The following is a 21,344-nucleotide window of genomic DNA, read 5'->3' as shown; positions in this document are numbered from 1 at the left end:
TTCCATTCAAAAGCTTGCATTAGATTCTTGTAATCGATGTCTCCGTATTTACCTGATTGGTCGTCCTGATATGCGGTGATAATTTTCGTTGCTGTTAATAATAAAATAGTCTCTTGAAACTTCGGGCATTTTGTATCTGTTCTACCACATAAACCTTAAATACCAAATGAATCGACTTTCCATATCTATATTTATTCATAAGTCGCTAGCATTCAACTTTCCAAAACTCATTTATGTCAAAAAGCAAGCTTCAGAACCCGCAACTCGCCTGCACCCACTAAAACATACAGGCTTCTTCAAGGTCGATGTCAAAATCAACGGGCGGTAGGTTTACTAAATGCTTGTTCGTTGTGTTTAGCAGTTCGACTTTCGCGGGCTTCCCTACTTCGTTTGTATAGATAGTCGCTAAGTACAGCTTGTCTGAACGGTGGAACGCATCGTGAAAACTCACATCTTTATTTAACAAGCTGGCTAGCAAAGGCTTGGTTACCGGAATGTAAGCCCACTTAATGCACTGGTCGTTGTCATAATCCCCACTCCAATACACCATAAACCTTTGGGTGTTTTCATTCTTAACCGTGAAGCACTTCGGCCCTAAAGCGTCTTGATACACTTCCAGTAGTTCCAATTTACCTAGCTGTGTGCCTGTTGGGAGTAAGTTCATCGCTCGTTCCTCATCTTTTTAACGTTGCCTATCAAACGTGCGTGCAATCTTATAACCAAATACTGTTTTTATATACAGTTTTTGGCGTATTTTGACATGGCCGTTAGAAATCGAAAAGACGGCAGCAACAATCCTTGAAGAAGGCGTTGATTTCGCCGATCTTTAAGTCACGAAAACGTTTGTCTCCATTAAGTTCTAACGTATAACGATTAATTACACTTCAGCCCTTGTTTAACCTTTTATTGCCTCCATATTTTCCATACAATCCTAAGCGATTATAAATAAAAACAATTTCAATTTCGGAGTCCTCATGAGCGACGTAAAGCACTGTAATTTATTGATTCTTGGTTCTGGCCCTGCTGGCTATACAGCTGCAGTTTACGCTGCTCGTGCAAACCTAAACCCAGTACTTGTTACGGGGATGCAGCAAGGTGGTCAGCTTACAACCACAACAGAAGTGGAAAACTGGCCGGGAGATGCTGAAGGTTTAACGGGTCCAGCACTGATGGATCGCATGAAAGAGCACGCAGAGCGCTTTGAAACAGAGATCCTGTTCGACCACATTAACGAAGTAGACCTTTCAAACCGCCCTTTCCGTCTTAAAGGCGATTCTGGCGAGTACACGTGTGATGCGTTGATCATCTCAACGGGCGCATCGGCTAAGTACTTAGGTTTAGAGTCTGAAGAAGCATTCAAAGGCCGTGGCGTTTCTGCTTGTGCTACATGTGATGGTTTCTTCTATCGCAACCAGAAAGTAGCGGTTGTGGGTGGTGGTAACACCGCTGTTGAAGAAGCACTTTACCTATCTAACATCGCGTCTGAAGTTCACCTAGTTCACCGCCGTGACACGTTCCGCGCTGAAAAGATTCTAGTGAAGCGTTTAATGGACAAAGTCGAGAACGGCAACATTGTTCTTCACACTGACCGCACACTAGACGAAGTTCTAGGCGACGACATGGGCGTAACTGGCGTTCGTATTAAAGATACTCAGTCTGATAAGACAGAAGACATCGAAGTAATGGGCGCATTCATTGCTATCGGTCACCAACCAAACACTGAAATCTTTAAAGGCCAAGTCGACATGAAAGATGATTACATCATCGTTCAGTCAGGTCTTGAAGGTAACGCGACACAGACAAGCATCCCAGGTGTGTTCGCTGCAGGTGATGTAATGGACCACAACTACCGCCAAGCAATTACTTCTGCTGGTACAGGTTGTATGGCTGCACTGGATGCTGAACGCTTCCTAGATGGCCTTAACGATAAGTAAATCTGAGATTGCAGATTTGATTATCGGTGCTCTCGCCTCAGTAGATGCAGGGCGTCATCACATTTTGTTGTAAATCCCTAGAGCCCAGTGGTATATCCACTGGGCTTTCTTTTGTATACTAGCCGCCCTCAACAAATAATAATTATCATTAAGCCTTCATAATGGATAAGAAAAAACAACGCAGCTTGAACAAGTGGCTTAAGCAACAGAGTAAGTTAGCGAAACGCTGGCTTATGATTGCGATTAGCCTTGGCGTACTTTCAAGCGTGTTTTTAATTGCTCAAGCAGCTCTTCTCGCCTCTATTCTTCACCAGCTGATCATCGAGAATGTCGATAAGTCTGAACTGGTTGGTCATTTCGCAGGCTTGGCATTATCGGTCGTTGGCCGTGCGGGCTGTACATGGGGTCGTGAAATCGCAGGTTATCGCTGTGGTGAACAAATACGTGTCTACATAAGGCAAATCATCCTAGATAAATTACGTGAGCTAGGCCCTGCTTACATTAAAGGTAAGCCTGCAGGTACGTGGGCAACCTTATTGCTAGAACAAGTTGAAGACATGCAAGACTTCTTCTCTCGTTACTTACCTCAGATGTCTTTGTCGGTAATGATTCCGTTCATTATTTTGGTCGTAGTATTCCCTGTAAACTGGGCAGCAGGTCTGATCTTCTTGATTACTGCGCCACTGGTGCCGATGTTCATGGCATTAGTTGGTATGAAAGCAGCCGATGCAAACCGTAAAAACTTCAAAGCACTGCAACGTCTTTCAGGTCACTTTTACGACCGTTTGCAGTCAATGACAACCATTCGTCTTTTTGACCGCACTAGCTCTGAAACAGAAGTATTGAAAGGTGCATCTGAAGTGTTCAGAACGCGTACCATGGATGTATTGAAGATCGCTTTCTTGTCTTCTGCTGTGCTTGAATTCTTCACGTCTATCTCTATTGCGATGACGGCAGTTTACTTTGGTTTCACCTACATTGGTGAGCTGAACTTTGGCCACTACGGTGCAGGCATTACGCTATTCGCTGGTTTGTTTATCCTTATCTTAGCGCCAGAGTTTTACCAACCTCTGCGTGACTTAGGTACTTTCTACCACGCGAAGCAACAAGCGGTTGGCGCAGCCGAAAGTATTGTCGAGTTCCTAGAAACCGACATCACTAAGGTTAAATCAGGCGACACTCAACTCGATCCGGCTCAAGGCATCAATATTGAAGCTCAAGATCTCAAAGTATTAAGTCCTGAAGGTGTTCAATTGGTTGGCCCTATTTCGTTCGCCTTGAACACTCGTCAATCGACTGCGTTAGTTGGCCCAAGTGGTGCGGGTAAAACAAGTTTGATCAACGCTATTCTTGGTTTCATGCCTTATGAAGGAAGCTTGAAAATCAATGGCATTGAACTGCGTAATTTAGACTTGGTATCTTGGCGCAAGACGATCAGCTGGGTTGGTCAAAACCCATTGTTGCTTCACGGCAGCATTCGTGACAACGTCACTCTGGGTAAGCAAGATATCACTGACCAAACTGTTCAAAACGCACTTGAGCAATCTTTTGCTAACGAATTTGTAAACGAGCACGGCTTGGATTACATGATCTCTGACCGTTCAGGTGGCCTATCTGTTGGTCAATCTCAGCGTTTGGCCTTGGCTCGTGCAATGATTCAAGACGGCCAATTCTGGTTGTTAGATGAACCCACTGCCAGCCTAGATACTCGCAGTGAGCAGCTCGTGATGAAAGGCATCAACAGCAACATCGAAAGTCGCACTGCCCTGCTTGTGACGCACCAACTTGCTCCTCTTCAATCGGTCGATAACATTCTGGTTATGCGCGATGGTGGTCTTGTGGAACAAGGTCATTACTCTCAGCTCTCGACTGCGGGTGGTTTATTCGAAGAGATGCTAAACGCGAACTTAGCTCAACAAGACAATAAGGGTAATTTAGATGCGTGATTTACTGCCTTACCTGAAACTCTATAAAAAGCATTGGTTTGGCCTATCGCTAGGCATGCTATTGGCTTTTGCTACTTTGTCGGCTTCTATCGGCTTGTTAACGCTATCGGGTTGGTTCATTTCAGCTTCTGCGGTTGCTGGTCTTACGATTGCGCGTGAAACCTTCAACTACATGCTACCGGGCGGTGGTGTACGTGGTTTGGCAATGAGCCGTACTGCTGGTCGTTGGGGTGAACGTGTTGTGAGCCACAATGCGACATTCAAACTACTGACGGATCTGCGTATCTTCTTCTTCAAGAAGCTGGCTCCGCTGATCCCAGGTCGTATCTCAAACCTTCGTGACGCTGACCTACTTAACCGCTTAGTTGCTGACGTCGACGCAATGGACCACGTTTACTTGCGCTTAGTAAGCCCTGTGACAGTGGGTGTGTTGGGTATCTTCTTCCTGACTCTGTTCTTGATGTGGTTCGATAGCTCACTAGGTTTGATCTTAGGTTCTATCCTTCTGATCATGCTGTTGGTTTGGCCAATCTTGTTCTACAAACTGGGCAAGCGTAACGGCGGCGAACTGACACAGAACAAAGCGGATCTTCGTGTGACTACGCTAGATTGGATTGAAGGCTACAGCGAACTGACTCTGTTCGGTGCGGAAGAGCGTTACCGTAATGCGATTCTAGAAACACAGCAGAAGCTGATGGCGAATCAGTTTGTGAACGCTAACCTAACCGGTATGGCTTCAGCAGCGCTAATGCTTTTCAATGGTTTGACGCTTGTTCTTATGCTTTGGCTTGCGGCTGACGGTGTGGGTGGTAATGCACCAGACCCGTTCATCGCGCTAATGGCGTTCGCTACTATGGCAAGTTTTGAATTGTTGATGCCAATTGCAGGTGCGTTCCAGCATTTAGGTCAAACTCTGTCTTCAGCACGTCGCTTGAACGAGGTTATTCTGTCAGAGCCTGAAGTTCAGTTCGCTGAAGAGAAGCTCGACATCAACAAGCCGCTTGATATTACGTTCTCAAACGTGACGTTCAACTACCCTGACTCTGAGCGCAGTGTTCTGAACGCTGTTGACCTAACTATCCCAGCAACGAACAAGGTTGCGATTGTGGGTCAAACGGGTTCTGGTAAATCGACACTGATTCAGCTTCTAACTCGCTACTGGGATCCGAAAAAGGGTTACATCTCTATCGCGGGCATTGAGCTGACACAATGGAACGAATCACAACTTCGTGAATCTATCAGTGTGGTAAGCCAGCGTGTCGACATCTTAAACGGCACTCTGCGTGACAACTTGTTGATTGCAAAACCAGACGCCAATGATGATCACCTAGCTAACATCCTTAAAGACGTTGGCCTAGAAAAGCTGCTTGAGAATAACGCACTTGATAGCTGGTTAGGTGACGGCGGTCGTCAACTGTCTGGTGGTGAGAAGCGCCGTATTGGTATTGCGCGTGCAATCCTTCATGACGCCCCTATCCTGCTTCTTGATGAGCCAACAGAAGGCTTAGATAAGCAAACTGAGCAGAGCATCATGGCGCTGTTCGAGAAGCACTTTGAAGGCAAGACAGTTATCTTCATTACGCACCGTTTGATTGGTCTGGAATCGATGGATTCTATCGTTCTGATTGAACAAGGCGAGATTGTAGAAAACGGCTCTCACGAGACACTGTTGAACGAAGAAGGACGCTATTTCCAACTTCGTCAGGCAATCTAGCTTCTCCTTAAGCTATAAAGAAAACCATTCAAAGCCCGAGTTTATGCTCGGGCTTTTTGTGTGTCTGTGATTCTAGTTTCGAGCAGCTCAAACAGATAACCACCGCCAATCACTTATTGCTTATTTGTAAGCACTATTAATACATTACTTACAAAAGCTTACTAAGAGCAAATGCCATTTCTTGTAACATGCTGGCTTTATAGCTTGCAGATAACTTGGTCCCCTATGGTATACAAACTCACAATTCCAACTCTTGTTCTGACTACGATGCTCACTGCATGCGGCGGCAGCGACAGCAATAACACGAGCGCATCAAAGAATGTCATCGACGCATCAAGCGCTAGCTCAGTGGTTAGCTTAGGAAGTAATTACTCACTGCAATTCAGCGTGAAATCGATTGCTGCGGGTACAGACAAGAACGTGAACATTGATATTACCCAGTACGGTAATACACAAAAAGCGAGCGGCAGTTTCGCGCAAGTCCACGGCAGTCCTGAGCGCAATTACAAGACCCAAAGCGACGCAGATATCACCTTCTCTGTGACAGCAACAAACTCAGCGGGTAAGACGTTCGACGTTGAAAACTTCAGTATTTGCTACGAAGACTTTAACGCAACAAAGACACCTGAAAAGCTTGCTATCGCTGAGGTTGAAAACGACATAAACAACGTCATTCGATGGAAACAAGCGGATACCGTGACCATCAATAAGCAATTCATTATTGATGCTACTGGCATCAAATTTAATATCGACCAAATGAGGCCTATGAACCTCTATGTTCGTGTTGGTAACACTCTGAGCAATGGCATTCAATTTGTTCCATCCTTCGCTCAAAGCGCCTCAGAGACATTCTCACGTGTGCCTACAGCTGACTGTTCTGTTATCTCAAATACAACGGGTGAGCTGCTTAAAAATGGCATCAATCAACGAACTTGCGTAGAGGCTCATGGCTACAAAATCCCACTGTTGATCGAAGATAAATCTGCAAACAATTCAGAGGCAAAAGTCGCTCATGTTAAGAACATCATGGAGTACTACCTTGATAGCTTCCCCGCTGAAGTGACTAAGGCTATTTACGACAGCAAAGCAGCAATGGCATTTCTATCAGATGGAAACTGGGATAAGAGAGTTGGTGACTTCTTAGAAGACAATTACCGCTTCCAAGATCTGTTCGCAACTGAAACTACTGACACAACAACAGGCGAGAATAAACCGGATCTAGTCATTCAACGAGACGCTGCGTTCGAAGAGATCATTCACTTTGTTCACGATTACGGTGTGATGAACCTAGCGGTGCAATCATCTTCGTCGAAATGGGGTGTGATGCAGAAAGAGTTAGATGAACTGAATGAGAAAGCGATTCTTGCAGGCTCTTACTTTCCAAACGGTAAAGACTCTACGATTGTCGAAGCGGATTTAGACGCAGAGTCATACGACCAAGAGTACCTAGCCTATTCTCTGTATGCCTACTACGACCTGAACTATAAGGGTTACAACGCGCAAGAGTTAAGTTCTGCAACGTTCACAGAGCTACAAGCGAACGACCCTGCGATGGTGAAATTTATGGAGCAGTACTTCCCTAAGCGACTTGCCCTTAAAGCTAAGTTTCCAGGTTACCCGAATAACTAGTTTGGGTCACAACTCTAATTAGCACGCACAAAAAAGCCGAATGTGATATTCACATTCGGCTTTCAAATTACCTGTTAGCGATTACAGCTTGAAGCGGCTGATTTCGCTTTCTAGCTCGTGAGACAGCTCAGAAAGCTGCGCAGCTTGCTCTGCAGCTTGGTGTGCTTCGTCTGCTAGCTCGTTAGATACGTCACGGATTCCTTCAGTATTACGAGTAATTTCAGACGTTACTGACGCTTGCTCTTCTGCAGCAGAAGCAATCTGTGTTGCCATGTCGCTGATGCGTTCAACAGCAGCATGGATTTGCGTTAGGCTTGCAGCTGCTGAGTTCGCGTCATCAACACTGGTTTCAGCAAGAGTACGGCTATCGTTCATGATGTTAACCGCTTTGCCTGTTGTACCTTGCAGCAACTCAATCGTTTGTTGAATTTCTTGCGTTGAACCGTGTGTACGTTGGCTTAGAACTCGAACTTCATCCGCAACTACTGCGAAACCACGACCTTGCTCACCGGCACGTGCAGCTTCAATAGCGGCATTAAGTGCAAGTAGGTTCGTTTGTTCTGCAATACCTTGAATGTTAGACAAGATAGCGTTGATGCTGTTGCCGTGCTCTTCAAGCTCTAGAATCACGTTGGTTGCGATTTGAACTTCTTGAGCAAGGTTTTGGATAGAGCTTTGAGTCTGTGTTACTTGACCAGTACCGTGCTCACACGCGCCAACCGCTTCAGATGAGTTCTGTGCAGTGTGGTCTGCGTTACCTGCGATCTCTTGTGTTGCCGCAGCCATTTCGTTAACAGCTGTTGCTACCATGTTGATCTCGTCTTGTTGCATTTGGATACGAGCACTACGTTCTTCCGCTTGAGAAGCCGTTTGACGAGCTTGGTTGCCTAGCGCAGCAGATACTTCGCTTAGCTTGATCACCATGGTGTGCATGTTGCCCACAAAACGGTTGAAGTTTGCAGCAAGCTGACCAATTTCGTCGTCACTCTTAGGCTCAAGACGTTGAGTAAGGTCGCCCTCACCTGAAGCAATTTCTTCAAGTGCCGCTGAAACGCGGTTTAGGTCGCGGAATAGGAAGCTCACTAACCAAGACACAAGTACGATTACGATGAGCGTAATAACGACAGCAGTGATGATCAGCTGAGTAAGTAGCGTTGAGTGGTTCGCTTCTTCTGTTGCTTTGTCCATCTGAACCGCGAAGATCCAGTTAGTGTTAGGTACCTTCGTGAAGTAAAGTAACTTGTCTGCGCCGCGCTCTTTGATGATCTCGATGCTACCCGTACGCACTGCGTTTTCGATAATAGGCATAGAGATATCGTTTGAAAGCTGGCTTACCGGCTTCAAGCTTAGTGCTGAATCTGGGTGTGCTAGGAATGTGCCGTCAGAGGCATCAATAAGCATTGCGTAAGCGTTGTCACCAACATCAAGGCTGATTACATCGTTAACCAATTGGTCGATAAGTACGTCTGCCCCAACAACACCAACAAGTTGGCCGTTGTGGCGAACAGGTTCTGCGATCGTTACTAGCAGTGCTTTGGTGATTGCATCTTGGTAAGCCGTGGTAATGATTTGCTTACCTGCAGCGTTTGCTTCTTGGTACCAAGGACGTTGACGAGGATCGTAATCTGCACGATTACGTTCAGGATGTGAACGGTACATTCCACCTTCTGGAGTACCTAAAAAGATATCGTCAAAGCCACCCGCTACACGAGCTTGTCTAAGGAAAGGAACAACATCACTTTCTCGTGAAAACTCATTAAATGCTGATGCGATATCGGTACGGATATCAATCCAGTTTTTAATACCTTCAGATGCTGCTTCAGATACGCTTTCAGCTCGTAGGTATACGCCATTACGAGTCTGTTCAAATAATTGGTTTGCTGACAACCAAGTCAACGCTGTAGCCATAACGACAACAGCAGATAGGCTAGCACCTATCAACTTCTGCTTTAGTGTTAGTTTCATGTCAAAGTTTCACGAGTGGTGGGAAATCTCGCGCATACTACCCAATATCAGTATTAAATTCGAGCGATTTCACAATTTAATATTGGAATATAATTTTAAGCAAACCATAAGCTTACCTAATGTCAATTCCTTGGCTTGTCGCCAAATTTAAGGCGGTATTGTATCTACGATTATTAGAATTTTTATCGCACTTCACATGATAAAAATAGACAAAGAACACGCTAAAGAAGAAACAAAAAAGGCAGAAGAGTTTCCTCTTCTGCCTTCATAGTATTTAACGTTCTACTGCGTATAAATTGCAGTAGATTTCAGCTTAAAAGCCTAGCGTTTTTCTGTACGCATACCCATTAGCAAGCTCACACACATCAGTAATAGAATGATGGTGAATGGCAATGCTGTAGAGATTGCACCCGCTTGTAGAGCTTGTACTGCTTCAGTACCACCAACCCACAATAGAGCCACAGCAATCGCACCTTCAAGGAACGCCCAGAACACACGTTGAGGCACAGGTGTATCAACTTTACCACCCGCGGTGATGCTGTCGATTACTAGAGAGCCTGAGTCAGACGATGTAATGAAGAATACTAGAACCAATACAACCGCAATGATTGAAAGCAGAGTACCGAACGGCAGTGCATCAAACATTTGGAACATTGCTAGTGATACATCCGTTAGGCCGTCTTGACCAAGAATACCAACGTTATTCACGATTTGGTCAATCGCCATGCCACCGAATACTGACATCCAAATGATAGTCACTGTAGTCGGTACAATCAGTACTGCTGTGATGAACTCACGAACGGTACGACCTTTAGAAACACGTGCGATAAACATACCTACGAATGGAGACCATGAGATCCACCAAGCCCAGTAGAATACAGTCCAACCGTGCATCCACGTTTCATCTTCACGACCGTGAGGGTTACTTAGCGGAATGATGTTTTCAATGTATGCCATCAATGTTGTTGGGATAGAACCTAAAGTCACCGCGTAGCCGATTAGAGCCACTAAGATAAGCAGTAGGAAAGCAACCAACATGTTGATGTTACTGATAACTTTAACGCCACCATCAATACCACGAAGTACTGATACTACCGCCAATAAAGTCACCGCTGTAATCACAATAACTTGCAGACCTAGGCCCGCTTCAATGCCGAATACATGCTGAATACCACTTGCCGCTTGTTGTGCACCAAGACCTAACGATGTCGCCAGACCAAATAGCGTTGCAAGTACAGCAAGAATATCAACGATGTGACCTGCCCAGCCCCAAGCTCTATCACCTAAAATTGGGTAAAAGATAGAACGGATAGAAAGAGGCAATCCCTTGTTGTAAGAGAAAAACGCAAGTGACAGTGCTACTACGCCATAAATCGCCCAAGGGTGTAGACCCCAGTGATACATGGTTGCACCCAATGCCAGTTTTGCAGCTTCTGGTGTGTTTGGTTCAACACCTAACGGAGTTTCAAACCAACCCGTGAAGTAAGCAGCAGGCTCAGCCACACTCCAGAACATCAAGCCGATACCCATACCTGCGGCAAACAGCATCGATAGCCAAGAGATGAATGAGTAATCTGCCGTTGCATCAACACCACCAAGGCGGATTTTGCCGTATGGAGAAACAATCAAGCCCAAGCAGAAAATTACGAAAATATTACCCGACCAGATGAAAAGCCAATCAAACGAATTGATAATCTGGCCTTTAACGCCATCTAGTGCAGCCTTTGCTGAAGCGGTATCTGTAATAAGAACACCGATCAGGAACAAAGCGATAAGCCCCGCACTGATACCAAATACTGGGTTATGAACATCAAAACCCCATTTTTGGACGTTATCTTGACCGACAGTGTAATCCGTACTGTCGATACTGTATTTATCTATACCTTTAGTCATTATCCCTCTCTACGGAATACTATTAGGGTCTATTGACCTCGTATTCCTTACTTACCTGCGACTTAATCACAAACTCGAACCTACGATCCAAGTAGTACAAGCTGTTGTCACAATAATTCAAATACTTGGATGTCTGAAGTTTAGCAGGTTAACTTGTTGTTTTCAGTAAACCAGAATCGGTTCGATGGAATTTCAAACAATATTCACGTAATTACTCAAGTTTATGACGAAAAAAAGGCCGACCCTGTCGACCTTTTTATCAAAAATACTTTTAACTCAAAGCATTTTGGTGCTTAACCAATTGATTTTCAGTTCGTAAACCTAGCAATAAGCTTAGGCACATAAGCAATAATATGAAGGCAAATGGTAGCGCCATTGATACCGTTCCAGCTTGCAGTGCTTGAATAGATTCCGTACCACCAACCCATAGTAGAACCGCTGCAATCGCGCCGCCCATCAACGCCCAAAATACACGTTGTGGAACCGGAGCATCCACTTTACCGCCAGAGGTAATGCTATCGATAACCAATGAGCCTGAATCAGACGAGGTGATAAAGAACACCATAATCAAACCAATCGATACCACTGACAGCACAGAGCTCATTGGCAGTGCATCGTAAGTGTGGAAAAGAGAAAGTGTAATATCTTGCAGACCATTCATACCAATCTCGCCCACCTTGTTCGCCACTTGATCAATCGCGATACCACCGAAAATAGCCATCCAGATGATGATTACAGTCGTTGGAATGAACAATACAGCAACGATGAATTCACGAATCGTACGACCTTTAGAGATACGAGCGATGAACATGCCGACGAATGGTGACCAAGACATCCACCACGCCCAGTAGAATACCGTCCAACCTTGCATCCACGTTTCATCATCACGACCATGAGGATTACTTAAAGGAATGAAGTTTTCAATGTAGCCCATTAGCGCGGTTGGGATTGCTTTAATGCCCGCCATGCCACCAGCGATGGTAACGAAGATAAGCAAGCCCAAAGCAACCAGCATGTTCACATTACTCAGAAGCTTTACGCCACCGTTGATACCACGAACCACTGACATTGTTGCTAAGAAAGTGACCACAGCGATAACAATCAGCTGCATGCCAATCCCGCCATCGGTACCAAATACATGGTTAATACCACTTGTTGCTTGTTGAGCACCTAAGCCCAGTGAAGTTGCAAGGCCAAATAGTGTTGCAAGTACAGCGACGATATCAACTATATGACCAAACCAACCCCAAGTTCTATCACCCAAAATAGGATAGAAAATAGAGCGGATTGATAGAGGTAAACCTTTATTGAAGGTGAAGAAAGCAAGCGCTAAAGCAACAACAGCGTAAATCGCCCAACCGTGAAGACCCCAGTTGTAGATGGTTGCACCAAGCGCCAACTTAGCCGCTTCAGGAGAGTATGCTTCAACACCTAATGGCGTTTCATACCAGCCAGTGAAGTAAGCGACTGGCTCAGCCACACCCCAGAACATTAAACCAATACCCATTCCCGCGGCGAATAACATCGACATCCAAGATAGGTTAGAGTGCTCTGCTTTGGCATCATTGCCACCAATACGTATCTTGCCATACGGGGAGACAATGAGGGCAAAACAGAAAATTACGAAGATGTTTGCTGCCCACATGAAGAAACCATCGAAGTTACCAATGACTTTCCATTTGATTCCATCAAGCGCCGCTTTTGCGGTTTCAGGGTCTGCGACTAGAAGTGCCAACAGGAAGATAATGATCGCCCCTGCACTGATTCCAAATACTGGGTTATGAACATCAAAACCCCATTTCTGAACGTTATCTTGTCCTACTGTATAATCGGTATTTTCAATACTATACCTATCTTTTACAGGCTCCATGCTTCCTCTCTAATTTGCAGCGCACAGTTTGCAACATTGCATTCGGCGCTTAAATTTCGAAAAGAAGAATATCAACCTGTCGCAAAAATACTAAAAAAACCTCCATAAAGGAGGCGCAAATTACACATTTAGTAATTAAATTACACATTTAACGTAATTTAGCGTAAGATCAGTCCACAAGCCCGGAGCTGACCGCATATTTTGCAAGCTCTGCCGTAGAGTGAATATCGAGCTTATGCTTAATATTTTGCCTATGGGTTTCTACCGTTCGATAGCTGATATTCAGCGCCTTCGCGACCTCTTTACTGCTCTCCCCTTTTGCGACTAATTTCAGCACAGCCTCTTCACGTCTGCTCAATGGATTCTTGACCGATGGCGTAGGAGTAATCGGCTGAGTAAACAAATTCTGCGTGACTTTTTCACAGAAATAGGTCGAGCCTTGATTGACCGTTTTGATTGCCTGCACCATTTTTTCAGCCGAAATCTCTTTCAACATGTAGCCAACAGCCCCCGACTGCATCACCTTCATGATGTATTCACGGTTGTTATGCATGGTCAGCATCAATACCTTGGCTTCTGGATCTTCTTCTTTAATCAGATGGGTGGCATCAATGCCATTCATGATAGGCATGCTGATATCCATCAACACCACATCAGGGCGCAGAGACTTAACGACCTCTACCGCTTCTAGTCCATTGCTGGCGGTACCTATCACGCTAATATCTGGCTCGAGTTCCAATCTCGCCATAAAGCCATCCAGTACCACTTGGTGATCATCAGCAATCACAACTCGAATAACTTCACTCATTCATTAATCCCTCTAGTGTCAGTAACACTGTAATTTCCGTTCCGAGGCCAATCTCACTCATCAGTTCAAAGTCACCACCGATGAACTCCACTCGCTCTCTCATGTTACGCAGCCCGATCCCTCGTTTTTCCATCGCTTTATAGGTGTTGAAACCGACGCCGTTATCTTGAATCAATAGCTGCAGCACATTACCAATTTGCTGCGCGATAACCGTTACTTTAGTCGCTTGCGCGTGTTTCTCGATATTATTCAGCGACTCTTGTACCACTCGATACAAAGTTGTCGCAGCCTCAGATTTCAGCTTGCCCTGTTGAGTGCTAAACAAGGTTTCCACTTCAATACCCGAATGCGCCTGAAAATCTAATAACAGCGAAGATAGCGCCGCTTCTAAGCCTATGTCATCCAATGAACTTGGACGAAGTTGATGTGAGATGTGCCTCACTTCCTCGATCGCTCGCATCAGTGAATGCTGCGACTTATTCAAATGTGCTTTAAGGTCTTCATTTTGTAGCTTATTACCGAGCAGTTCTAAGTGGCAACGACTCGACACTAATAATTGGTTAATACCATCATGCAACTCACGCGCTAGATGCTTCTTCTCGTCTTCTTGGAACATCACCGTTTTGTGCGCCAGTTCCTTTAGGTTGTTATCCGCAATCCGATGTTCATGCATGTTAATGGCCAAGGTCAGCACGATGATGACAGCGACCGTCACACTCAAAATCACCACAATCGAAAAGAACGTGGTTTCAATATTCTTATTTATCGCAGCCTGCATCGAAGCCACTTCTTGGTGCACGTCTTCAATATACAAACCCGTGCCAATCATCCAATCCCAACGCTCTAACCAAGCCGCATAGCTCAGCTTAGAGACGACTTCCCCAGTCGAAGGCTTTTGCCACAAATACTGGTGAAACCCGCCTCCGGTTTGCGCCTCTCTTAGCAGAGCTTCTATCAGAAAGTCGCCATCTTCATCTTGTAATTGAAGCAGATTTTTTCCAATCAATTCCGGCTGTATTGGATGAACCAAGTTGGTCCCGTGGCGATCGTATGCGAAGAAATACCCATCAGAGCCATATCTAAGTTTAGACAATATGGTTCGAACTTTTATTTTGGCTTGGGCTTCTTGGATATTTGGATCGTTATAGATGTGTTCTATGGCGTCGAACGCGAGGTCAACCGTGTCTTTGAGGGCGTTTTCACGCGACTTGATTAGGCTATCTCTAAAGATCTCGACTTCTTTAGCGCCTAACGTCTTGGTCTGGTGCAGCGAGATCCAGCTAATACTCGCCGTTACGAGCAGCAACGGGAGCAGCGTCAGCAAAATCAGCTTGGCTTTTAGAGGCATTCCTTTCCCTCACAAAAAACGGCTTACTGAACATCAATAAGCCGTTTTACTTTAGCAATTTATAGATAGCCGTTGAAACATATCATTCACATTCTAGGCTTCACTCACATTCCATAGAAAGAAGGGAAAGCGAGAAGTGATCCAAGTACGAGGATTTGAATCAGAATGAACGGCATCACGCCTCGGTAGATGTCCTTAGTTGTCACACCTTTAGGTGCTACGCCTTTTAGATAGAACAGACTGAAACCAAATGGTGGCGTTAAGAAGGAGGTTTGCAGGTTCATCGCAATCAGGATAGCGAACCATGTCATGTTGATGCCCATCAGCTCAGCAACTGGCGCAATGATCGGCACGATGATGAAACAGATCTCTACGAAGTCGATGAAGAAACCCAGAATCAAAATCACCAACATGGTAATGATCAGGAAGCCCCATTTCTCACCTGGCAGTTGTAGCATCCACTCTTCAACCAGATAGTCACCACCAGTGTAGGTAAACGCCATTGAGAATGCCGTTGCACCCAACAAGATAGCAAATACCATCGCCGTTACTTTCACCGTCTCTTTCGACGCGTCGTAGACCATCGACCAACTAAACTGACCGTAAAGCAGAGCAAGAATCATCGCACCCGCACCACCTAATGCCGCTGACTCTGTTGGCGTAGCAACACCTGCGAAGATAGAGCCCAGAACAACAATGATGAGCGCTAAAGGCGGAAGAATCGCTTTCAGTGCATTAAACACTTCCTGCTTACGGCTGATGGAGTCATCACGTTCAATAGGTTGAGCCGCTTCAGGGTGTAGCTTTGCGTATATCAAGATATAAACGATGTACGCGCCGACCAGCATCACGCCCGGCCAAATCGCCGCTTGGAACAAGTCGCCTACTGGAACACCTAGAACATCACCCAATAGAATCAATACGATGGAAGGTGGAATGATCTGCCCTAGCGTACCAGACGCACAAATAGTGCCGCAGGCTAAGCCTTTGTCGTAATTGTACTTAAGCATTACAGGTAGGGAGATAAGCCCCATCGCCACTACGGAAGCCCCTACTACGCCAGTTGAAGCGGCAAGCAGTGAACCTACGAGTACTGTCGAGATTGCGATACCACCACGCACACCACCAAACAGTCGCCCCATTGACTCAAGCAACTGCTCAGCAAGCTTGGTCTTTTGTAGAACAAGCCCCATGAAGACAAACAATGGAACGGCCATCAGCACCGTGTTTTCCATGATTGATTGAATTCGATATGGCATGAAGGCAAACATTTCGATGCCTTCAGCCCAAACACCAAAGATTAACGCGATACCACCAAAGGTGAACGCCACTGGGAAGCCAAGTAAAAGTGCAAACAAGGCTACGAAAAACATTACTATTCCAATCATGTTCAGCCTCTACTTATTCTTTGTATGAGTATTGTTTGCATGGATGAGATGGGGATTAAAAATCTTATTCAACGAGTGCAGGATCAAACCGACTCCGCTGAGTGCCATCAAGAAAAATGAAAGTGGAATCATCGCTTTAATGATCCATCGATAAGGAAGGCCTCCGGGATCGCCCGACGTTTCGCCAAGGTTAAAACTTTCTTTCGCAACATCGATTCCAAACCAAGCAACCAGCAAACAGAAAGGCATCAGAAAGATCAGCGTGCCGAGCAGGTCAATAATGGCTTGCGCCTTGAAGCTCAGTTGCTCGTAGAACACATCCACTCGCACATGACCACCAGCCTTGATGGCATAAGGAACACCTAATAGGAAAACGGCTGAGAAAAGGTGCCATTCCATCTCTTGGAAAGCGATAGAGACATCGTTGAAGGCATATCTCATGACAACGTCATACACAACGTTGGCGATAAGTAGAATAAACAACATACTGGAAAGCCATCCCAGTGCGTCACCGATACGATTAAACAGGCGTTCAATATAAATTAGACTTCGCATTCCCGACTCCATGGAATTTGAAAAGACATCTTGCAGTACAGCTAACCCAACTAAAAACGATTCAGTTTATAGCTAGCAATAGGCACGACGTAGAAAGGGTTCTTGAGCGTAATACAGGATTTATCCTGCTTAATTATTATGTTTAAAATGAACCCGCCGCTTATCTGCTTAGATACGTAAGCCCTTAGACTTAAGCTATGTAACAGTACGTTTGCTTTGGGTTCATTTAACTTCAGTTCAACAACTGTCGATTATTTCGCTTGACTATTTAAATAAGCTCTGTGTGAAATATCCGTCCATGAGCGCACTTGCTCTAGGTAGCTTGCTTGTGAAGCTTGGATCTCTTTCGCCAGCTCATCTTTCTCAGCATGTGCAGCAAGAAGACGATCGTTCGCTTCTTTCAGTGCAGACATTACCTCTGGCGGGAAATCTTTAACTTGTACATCTGGGTATTCTGTTTTCATTGAAACCCAGTTCTTACCACTTTCGTGCGTAGCTTGTGTGTACATGTCATAAGCAGCTGTACGCATGGCAACACGCAAGATCTCTTGTAGGTCTTCAGGAAGCTTGTTCCATGTACGCTTGTTCACTAGGAATTGAAGCTCTGAACCCGGCTCGTGCCAACCTGTGTAGTAGTAAGGTGCGATTTTGTGGAAACCCATACGAAGATCAAGTGATGGACCTACCCACTCCAGTGCATCGATTGTGCGACGCTCCAAAGAGGTGTAAAGCTCACCCGGGGCAATGTTCGTCGGTTTCGCACCTAGCTCTGCAAGAATCTCACCCGCAAAGCCTGGGATTCGCATTTTCAGACCTTGTAGATCTTCAACGCTGTTGATCTCTTTTTGAAACCAACCACCCATCTGGATATCCGTGTTACCACCAGGGAAAGACATCAAGTTATGTGGAGAGTAAACCTGCTCCATTAACTCCATACCACCACCGTGATAGAACCACGCGTATTGTTCTGCTGGCGTCATACCGAAAGGCATAGAAGTGAAGTAAAGAGTGTTTGGAACTTTACCTTTCCAGTAGTAAGAGCCTGAGTGACCCATGTCGTATTGACCAGACTTAACCATGTCAAAAACGCCAAGAGGTGCTTTGTGTTTGTTTGCTGAATCGATTCTGATTTGCAGTCGACCATTCGACATCTTCTCAGCCATCGCCGCCATGTTTTTGGTTGCATCACCGAAAACTGGGAAGTTTGGCCCCCAAGTTTCCGCAAGCTTTAAACGGTAAACCTTATCAGCGGCTGTAGCACCTGTAGCGACCAAAGCTAAACAAGCCGCAGCAGTTACTGCAACGTTTTTAAAAACTCGTGTGAGGGAGTTAGAAATGAGACTCATGTTCACGTCCTTTGTTGGGTTAACACTCTTTCTATGAGCATTTTTTATGATTCAACATAAGAGTGCACCGTGATGAGGCAACAAGATATCAGGGAGAGCACGCACGACAGGCGCACACAAACTGCGTATTAGACCAAAGGATTACGTAGAACTACGTAGGAGATGATTAGGTAAAGTCGATTTTAAAGGATTGAGGCCATTCACCAGAGAAATGCTTATTGATAAATACCTAAGTATTAATAATTAAATACTCTTAACAATTGATTGCCATTTCGTGATGAAGCTCTATTCATTGCTGTATTTTAGGGAAAACAATCAAGGCTTTGCTCTCTTACTCTACCTAGCTAACGCCCTACTTTAGTGCTTGCTGATTCGAAGCTCTGACACGAGACAAGAAGCCGTATATCGAATTGGAATTGGAATTGAGATTATAGAGCCTAGGTTTAGGCTTGAGTTTAGATTTGGGCTCGGGCTTGGCATAATGTGCCAGATACAAAAAAGCCTCGAAAATCGAGGCTTAAAAACTTAACGAAGCGAATGCAATCCCACAGGATTAGATAGCTTTGTAGATAACCTTGTTACCTGCTAGCTGCTCTTTCGCTACTAGGTTTTCTTCAAGAAGTTTTTTCAATGCGCCTGTTGCCCATGAAGCTGCTTTCGCGTCTTCTTGACCAGCTTCTAGGCCGATACCTTTAGGGTTAATGCCTTCAGCATTGCTAACAACGATGTCTAGAACTTGTTGTTGCTTAGGAGTCAGTGCTACTGCAACTTCTTTAGTTGCTGCTACTGCTTTCTCTACCGCTGGTTTTGCTGCTACAGTTTTTTCTGCTACAACTTTCTCTGCGACAGGCTTCGCTTTTTTCGGCGTTGCCACTGCTTTAACTACAGCCGCTTTAGTGCGTTTCTGCAGTTTAGCCTGCACCTTACGCTTATGAGCAAGTCTCATTGAATATTTCTCCAGTTCACTGCTCTTTTCGCAGTGGTGAAAATTTGAAGCGCGATTTATACCAAAAAACAGGAGCTATTTGTAGAGTGAAGCGTCGAAAGTCGACGAAAAATACCGATATTGTCTACTAGCGTCTATTATTTAAACATCGACTTATCAATTCAGGGTCATATACACTGGTTATCCATCCAGACAAAAATATGAAAACTTGGTGTTGCCTATGGACACTCGTCACCTTACTAATTTCTCTTTGCCTTCATTCACTCGCTCGTACCGTATCCTCGCCGTTATTTTAGGCTTCGTTTGCTTGATCGTTGCGCTCTACAGTGACAATCCAAAGTTACTGATCGTGGGTGCTTTTTGCAGTATTGCCCTTCTGGGAACCGGCTACTATTTGATGCTGCGCAGCCGAGTGATGTTCACACTTACCCCGACTCATTTTCAGCAGCACTTTTACAAAGGGGGTTGGGTTTTAAAATGGAGTAACATCCAAAAAATTGGTCTTTGCACTTATGAACAAGATGGTTGGCATCAGCCCCTGCCGTGGGTCGGAATTAGGGTAAAAGATTACTCGCCCTACCTCGATTCGATTTGTCCAAAAATCACCTGTGAATTATTGCTCAGCCAACGAGCACTTTTGTACTTAGGAGCCAAACAAGCAGGTAAAGAGTCCAACTTTGAGGATATGGTTCTCGACTCATCGCATTACCATGCGCGTTGTACTGAAAGTGGCTGTGTTGAATTAAGCCAATACAAAGAGTCGAAGAATACCGACGACGTAAATTTCAACGATAACCAATCACAGGACAACCTTGATTCACCGAATGAAACAAACACTCAAAACGCGGTGATTAAAGACTATTCTGGCTTACAGGCGATGCTTGCCAACAGAATGAAGTATCAAAGAGGCTTCCACGGTTATGACATTTTCATATCAACCCATGATTTGAATATGAGTGGAGAAGAGTTTGTGGGGCTGGCTCGACGCTACTTGGCTGCCGCTGAACGCCTTCCTGATTAAGGTTTACCAGTAAGTTCACGCGCAATAAAAAAGCTTAGCTTTCAGGACAAAAGCTAAGCTTCATTTTCAATCAATCGATACGAACAATCGGTCGGTTAATCAAAGATTTAATTAGTATAGAGGCATTTCATCTGCGACGAACGGGTTTGATGCGCGCTCGCGACCGAATGTCGATTCAGGACCATGGCCCGGAACGAATGTTACGTCACTGCCTAGTGGCCAAAGCTTAGTCTTGATTGAAGCGATAAGCGTATTGAAGTCACCTTGTGGGAAGTCAGTACGGCCAATTGCGCCGTTAAACAACACATCACCCACAAACGCTAAACGAGCTTGCTCACTGAACAGTACAACGTGACCTGGCGTGTGGCCCGGCGTGTGAATCACATCGATAACTTGGTTACCAAAAGTCACTTTGTCGCCCTCTTCTAACCAAGTGTTTGGTTCAAAAGCTTTACACAGAGGGAAACCAAACATCTGACTTTGATTCTCTAGACCTTGTAGCCAGAAGTTATCAGCCTTATGTGGGCCAACAATATTCACCTTCAAGATCTCAGCAAGTGGTACCGTACCGCCAACATGATCTAAGTGACCGTGCGTCAGCACCAAGTTCACAACCTTAACACCGAGTTCTTCAATGATAGCCGCGAGTTGTTGCACATCACCGCCCGGATCGACAACGATGCCTTCCATGGTTTCATCACACCACACAATCGAGCAGTTCTGAGAGAAAGAGGTAACAGGTACAACTTGATACTTAAGAGACATATACAAACCTTAAAGAGCGAATCTGGTGAACAACTCGAATATCGCTATGTTATTGGCAACAAACCCAACAATAACAAACTAAACAGCAACAAACTAAACAGCAACAAACTGAGCAGCAATAAACCGAATTATTAGAACAAACTGAAATTTGGGCAAACTATGACATTGGATGTCTACTTTGACAAGTGCCTACGGTATCCCCCTTCAACTCAGATT

16 protein-coding genes are annotated in these 21,344 nt (G+C 45.0%); 5 read left to right on the top strand and 11 right to left on the bottom strand.

All coding sequences use genetic code 11. From position 1 onward, the window contains the following. Positions 1-277: 277 nt before the first annotated feature. The gene (locus MSG35_RS21430; RefSeq protein ID WP_248384968.1) at positions 278-664 is read right to left on the bottom strand and encodes a DUF6575 domain-containing protein; all 387 of its coding nucleotides are present in this window, start codon (positions 662-664) and stop codon (positions 278-280) included. A gap of 310 nt (positions 665-974) precedes the next feature. On the opposite strand from MSG35_RS21430, the gene trxB reads away from it, so the two are divergent. The 4 genes from trxB to MSG35_RS21410 all read left to right on the top strand — a co-directional run bounded on the left by trxB (position 975) and on the right by MSG35_RS21410 (position 7,223). After that, a complete protein-coding gene (gene trxB / locus MSG35_RS21425) occupies positions 975-1,934 on the top strand; it encodes a thioredoxin-disulfide reductase (RefSeq protein ID WP_050052961.1) in 960 nt (319 codons plus the stop codon). A gap of 161 nt (positions 1,935-2,095) precedes the next feature. After that, the gene (cydD, locus tag MSG35_RS21420) at positions 2,096-3,880 is read left to right on the top strand and encodes a cysteine/glutathione ABC transporter permease/ATP-binding protein CydD (protein ID WP_248384967.1); all 1,785 of its coding nucleotides are present in this window, start codon (positions 2,096-2,098) and stop codon (positions 3,878-3,880) included. Beyond that, complete coding sequence (gene cydC, locus MSG35_RS21415) at positions 3,873-5,594, top strand: cysteine/glutathione ABC transporter ATP-binding protein/permease CydC (RefSeq protein ID WP_102416836.1); 1,722 nt, start codon at positions 3,873-3,875, stop codon at positions 5,592-5,594. The genes cydD and cydC overlap by 8 nt, the downstream gene beginning before the upstream one ends. 225 nt (positions 5,595-5,819) lie before the next feature. Beyond that, positions 5,820-7,223 (top strand): hypothetical protein, encoded by a 1,404-nt coding sequence (locus tag MSG35_RS21410; RefSeq protein ID WP_248384966.1) that lies wholly within the window; start codon positions 5,820-5,822, stop codon positions 7,221-7,223. 81 nt (positions 7,224-7,304) lie between these two features. Here the strand turns inward: MSG35_RS21410 and MSG35_RS21405 are convergent, their stop codons facing one another. From MSG35_RS21405 to MSG35_RS21365, 9 genes are all read right to left on the bottom strand, one after another. Continuing rightward, the gene (locus MSG35_RS21405; RefSeq protein ID WP_248384965.1) at positions 7,305-9,188 is read right to left on the bottom strand and encodes a methyl-accepting chemotaxis protein; all 1,884 of its coding nucleotides are present in this window, start codon (positions 9,186-9,188) and stop codon (positions 7,305-7,307) included. A gap of 321 nt (positions 9,189-9,509) precedes the next feature. Next, a complete protein-coding gene (locus MSG35_RS21400; protein WP_048607163.1) occupies positions 9,510-11,081 on the bottom strand; it encodes a BCCT family transporter in 1,572 nt (523 codons plus the stop codon). 271 nt (positions 11,082-11,352) lie between these two features. Next, entirely contained in the window at positions 11,353-12,951 is a 1,599-nt protein-coding gene (locus MSG35_RS21395; RefSeq protein WP_048607166.1) for a BCCT family transporter, read from the bottom strand. Positions 12,952-13,120: 169 nt separating this feature from the next. Then, positions 13,121-13,759 (bottom strand): response regulator transcription factor, encoded by a 639-nt coding sequence (locus tag MSG35_RS21390; RefSeq protein ID WP_017060961.1) that lies wholly within the window; start codon positions 13,757-13,759, stop codon positions 13,121-13,123. After that, positions 13,752-15,107 carry a cache domain-containing protein gene (locus tag MSG35_RS21385; protein ID WP_248384964.1) on the bottom strand — a complete coding sequence of 452 codons (1,356 nt, stop codon included), beginning with the start codon at positions 15,105-15,107 and terminating at the stop codon, positions 13,752-13,754. Before MSG35_RS21385 ends, MSG35_RS21390 begins: the two co-directional genes overlap by 8 nt. 104 nt (positions 15,108-15,211) lie before the next feature. Then, a complete protein-coding gene (locus MSG35_RS21380) occupies positions 15,212-16,495 on the bottom strand; it encodes a TRAP transporter large permease subunit (RefSeq protein WP_019821215.1) in 1,284 nt (427 codons plus the stop codon). 9 nt (positions 16,496-16,504) lie between these two features. Continuing rightward, complete coding sequence (locus MSG35_RS21375; RefSeq protein ID WP_248384963.1) at positions 16,505-17,050, bottom strand: TRAP transporter small permease subunit; 546 nt, start codon at positions 17,048-17,050, stop codon at positions 16,505-16,507. Between the two features lie 251 nt (positions 17,051-17,301). Next, the gene (locus tag MSG35_RS21370; RefSeq protein ID WP_017060957.1) at positions 17,302-18,396 is read right to left on the bottom strand and encodes a TRAP transporter substrate-binding protein; all 1,095 of its coding nucleotides are present in this window, start codon (positions 18,394-18,396) and stop codon (positions 17,302-17,304) included. A gap of 553 nt (positions 18,397-18,949) precedes the next feature. Beyond that, positions 18,950-19,342 (bottom strand): hypothetical protein, encoded by a 393-nt coding sequence (locus MSG35_RS21365; RefSeq protein ID WP_017060956.1) that lies wholly within the window; start codon positions 19,340-19,342, stop codon positions 18,950-18,952. Positions 19,343-19,562: 220 nt separating this feature from the next. Here MSG35_RS21365 and MSG35_RS21360 point away from each other — a divergent pair, with 220 nt between their 5' ends. Then, positions 19,563-20,363: a DUF2982 domain-containing protein gene (locus MSG35_RS21360; RefSeq protein ID WP_248384962.1), complete on the top strand. Its 801-nt coding sequence runs from the start codon at positions 19,563-19,565 to the stop codon at positions 20,361-20,363. 111 nt (positions 20,364-20,474) lie between these two features. Here MSG35_RS21360 and MSG35_RS21355 read toward each other — a convergent pair whose 3' ends face one another. Next, on the bottom strand, positions 20,475-21,128 hold the full coding sequence (locus MSG35_RS21355; protein WP_010438163.1) for an MBL fold metallo-hydrolase: 654 nt from the start codon (positions 21,126-21,128) through the stop codon (positions 20,475-20,477). Positions 21,129-21,344 lie beyond the last annotated feature (216 nt).

It is taken from the genome of Vibrio sp. 1CM23M (assembly GCF_023161755.1).
In the GTDB taxonomy this organism is placed as follows: Bacteria; Pseudomonadota; Gammaproteobacteria; order Enterobacterales; family Vibrionaceae; genus Vibrio; species Vibrio coralliirubri.
The sequence above is the reverse complement of the archived record's forward strand: the minus strand, read 5'-3'. Positions and strand labels throughout refer to the sequence as shown.

Bases quoted from the DNA above. Each gene is read 5' to 3' on its own strand.
- MSG35_RS21430 (WP_248384968.1), bottom strand. From the start codon at position 664: ATGAACTTACTCCCAACAGGCACACAGCTAGGTAAATTGGAACTACTG.
- trxB (WP_050052961.1), top strand. From the start codon at position 975: ATGAGCGACGTAAAGCACTGTAATTTATTGATTCTTGGTTCTGGCCCT.
- cydD (WP_248384967.1), top strand. From the start codon at position 2,096: ATGGATAAGAAAAAACAACGCAGCTTGAACAAGTGGCTTAAGCAACAG.
- cydC (WP_102416836.1), top strand. From the start codon at position 3,873: ATGCGTGATTTACTGCCTTACCTGAAACTCTATAAAAAGCATTGGTTT.
- MSG35_RS21410 (WP_248384966.1), top strand. From the start codon at position 5,820: ATGGTATACAAACTCACAATTCCAACTCTTGTTCTGACTACGATGCTC.
- MSG35_RS21405 (WP_248384965.1), bottom strand. From the start codon at position 9,188: ATGAAACTAACACTAAAGCAGAAGTTGATAGGTGCTAGCCTATCTGCT.
- MSG35_RS21400 (WP_048607163.1), bottom strand. From the start codon at position 11,081: ATGACTAAAGGTATAGATAAATACAGTATCGACAGTACGGATTACACT.
- MSG35_RS21395 (WP_048607166.1), bottom strand. From the start codon at position 12,951: ATGGAGCCTGTAAAAGATAGGTATAGTATTGAAAATACCGATTATACA.
- MSG35_RS21390 (WP_017060961.1), bottom strand. From the start codon at position 13,759: ATGAGTGAAGTTATTCGAGTTGTGATTGCTGATGATCACCAAGTGGTA.
- MSG35_RS21385 (WP_248384964.1), bottom strand. From the start codon at position 15,107: ATGCCTCTAAAAGCCAAGCTGATTTTGCTGACGCTGCTCCCGTTGCTG.
- MSG35_RS21380 (WP_019821215.1), bottom strand. From the start codon at position 16,495: ATGATTGGAATAGTAATGTTTTTCGTAGCCTTGTTTGCACTTTTACTT.
- MSG35_RS21375 (WP_248384963.1), bottom strand. From the start codon at position 17,050: ATGCGAAGTCTAATTTATATTGAACGCCTGTTTAATCGTATCGGTGAC.
- MSG35_RS21370 (WP_017060957.1), bottom strand. From the start codon at position 18,396: ATGAGTCTCATTTCTAACTCCCTCACACGAGTTTTTAAAAACGTTGCA.
- MSG35_RS21365 (WP_017060956.1), bottom strand. From the start codon at position 19,342: ATGAGACTTGCTCATAAGCGTAAGGTGCAGGCTAAACTGCAGAAACGC.
- MSG35_RS21360 (WP_248384962.1), top strand. From the start codon at position 19,563: ATGGACACTCGTCACCTTACTAATTTCTCTTTGCCTTCATTCACTCGC.
- MSG35_RS21355 (WP_010438163.1), bottom strand. From the start codon at position 21,128: ATGTCTCTTAAGTATCAAGTTGTACCTGTTACCTCTTTCTCTCAGAAC.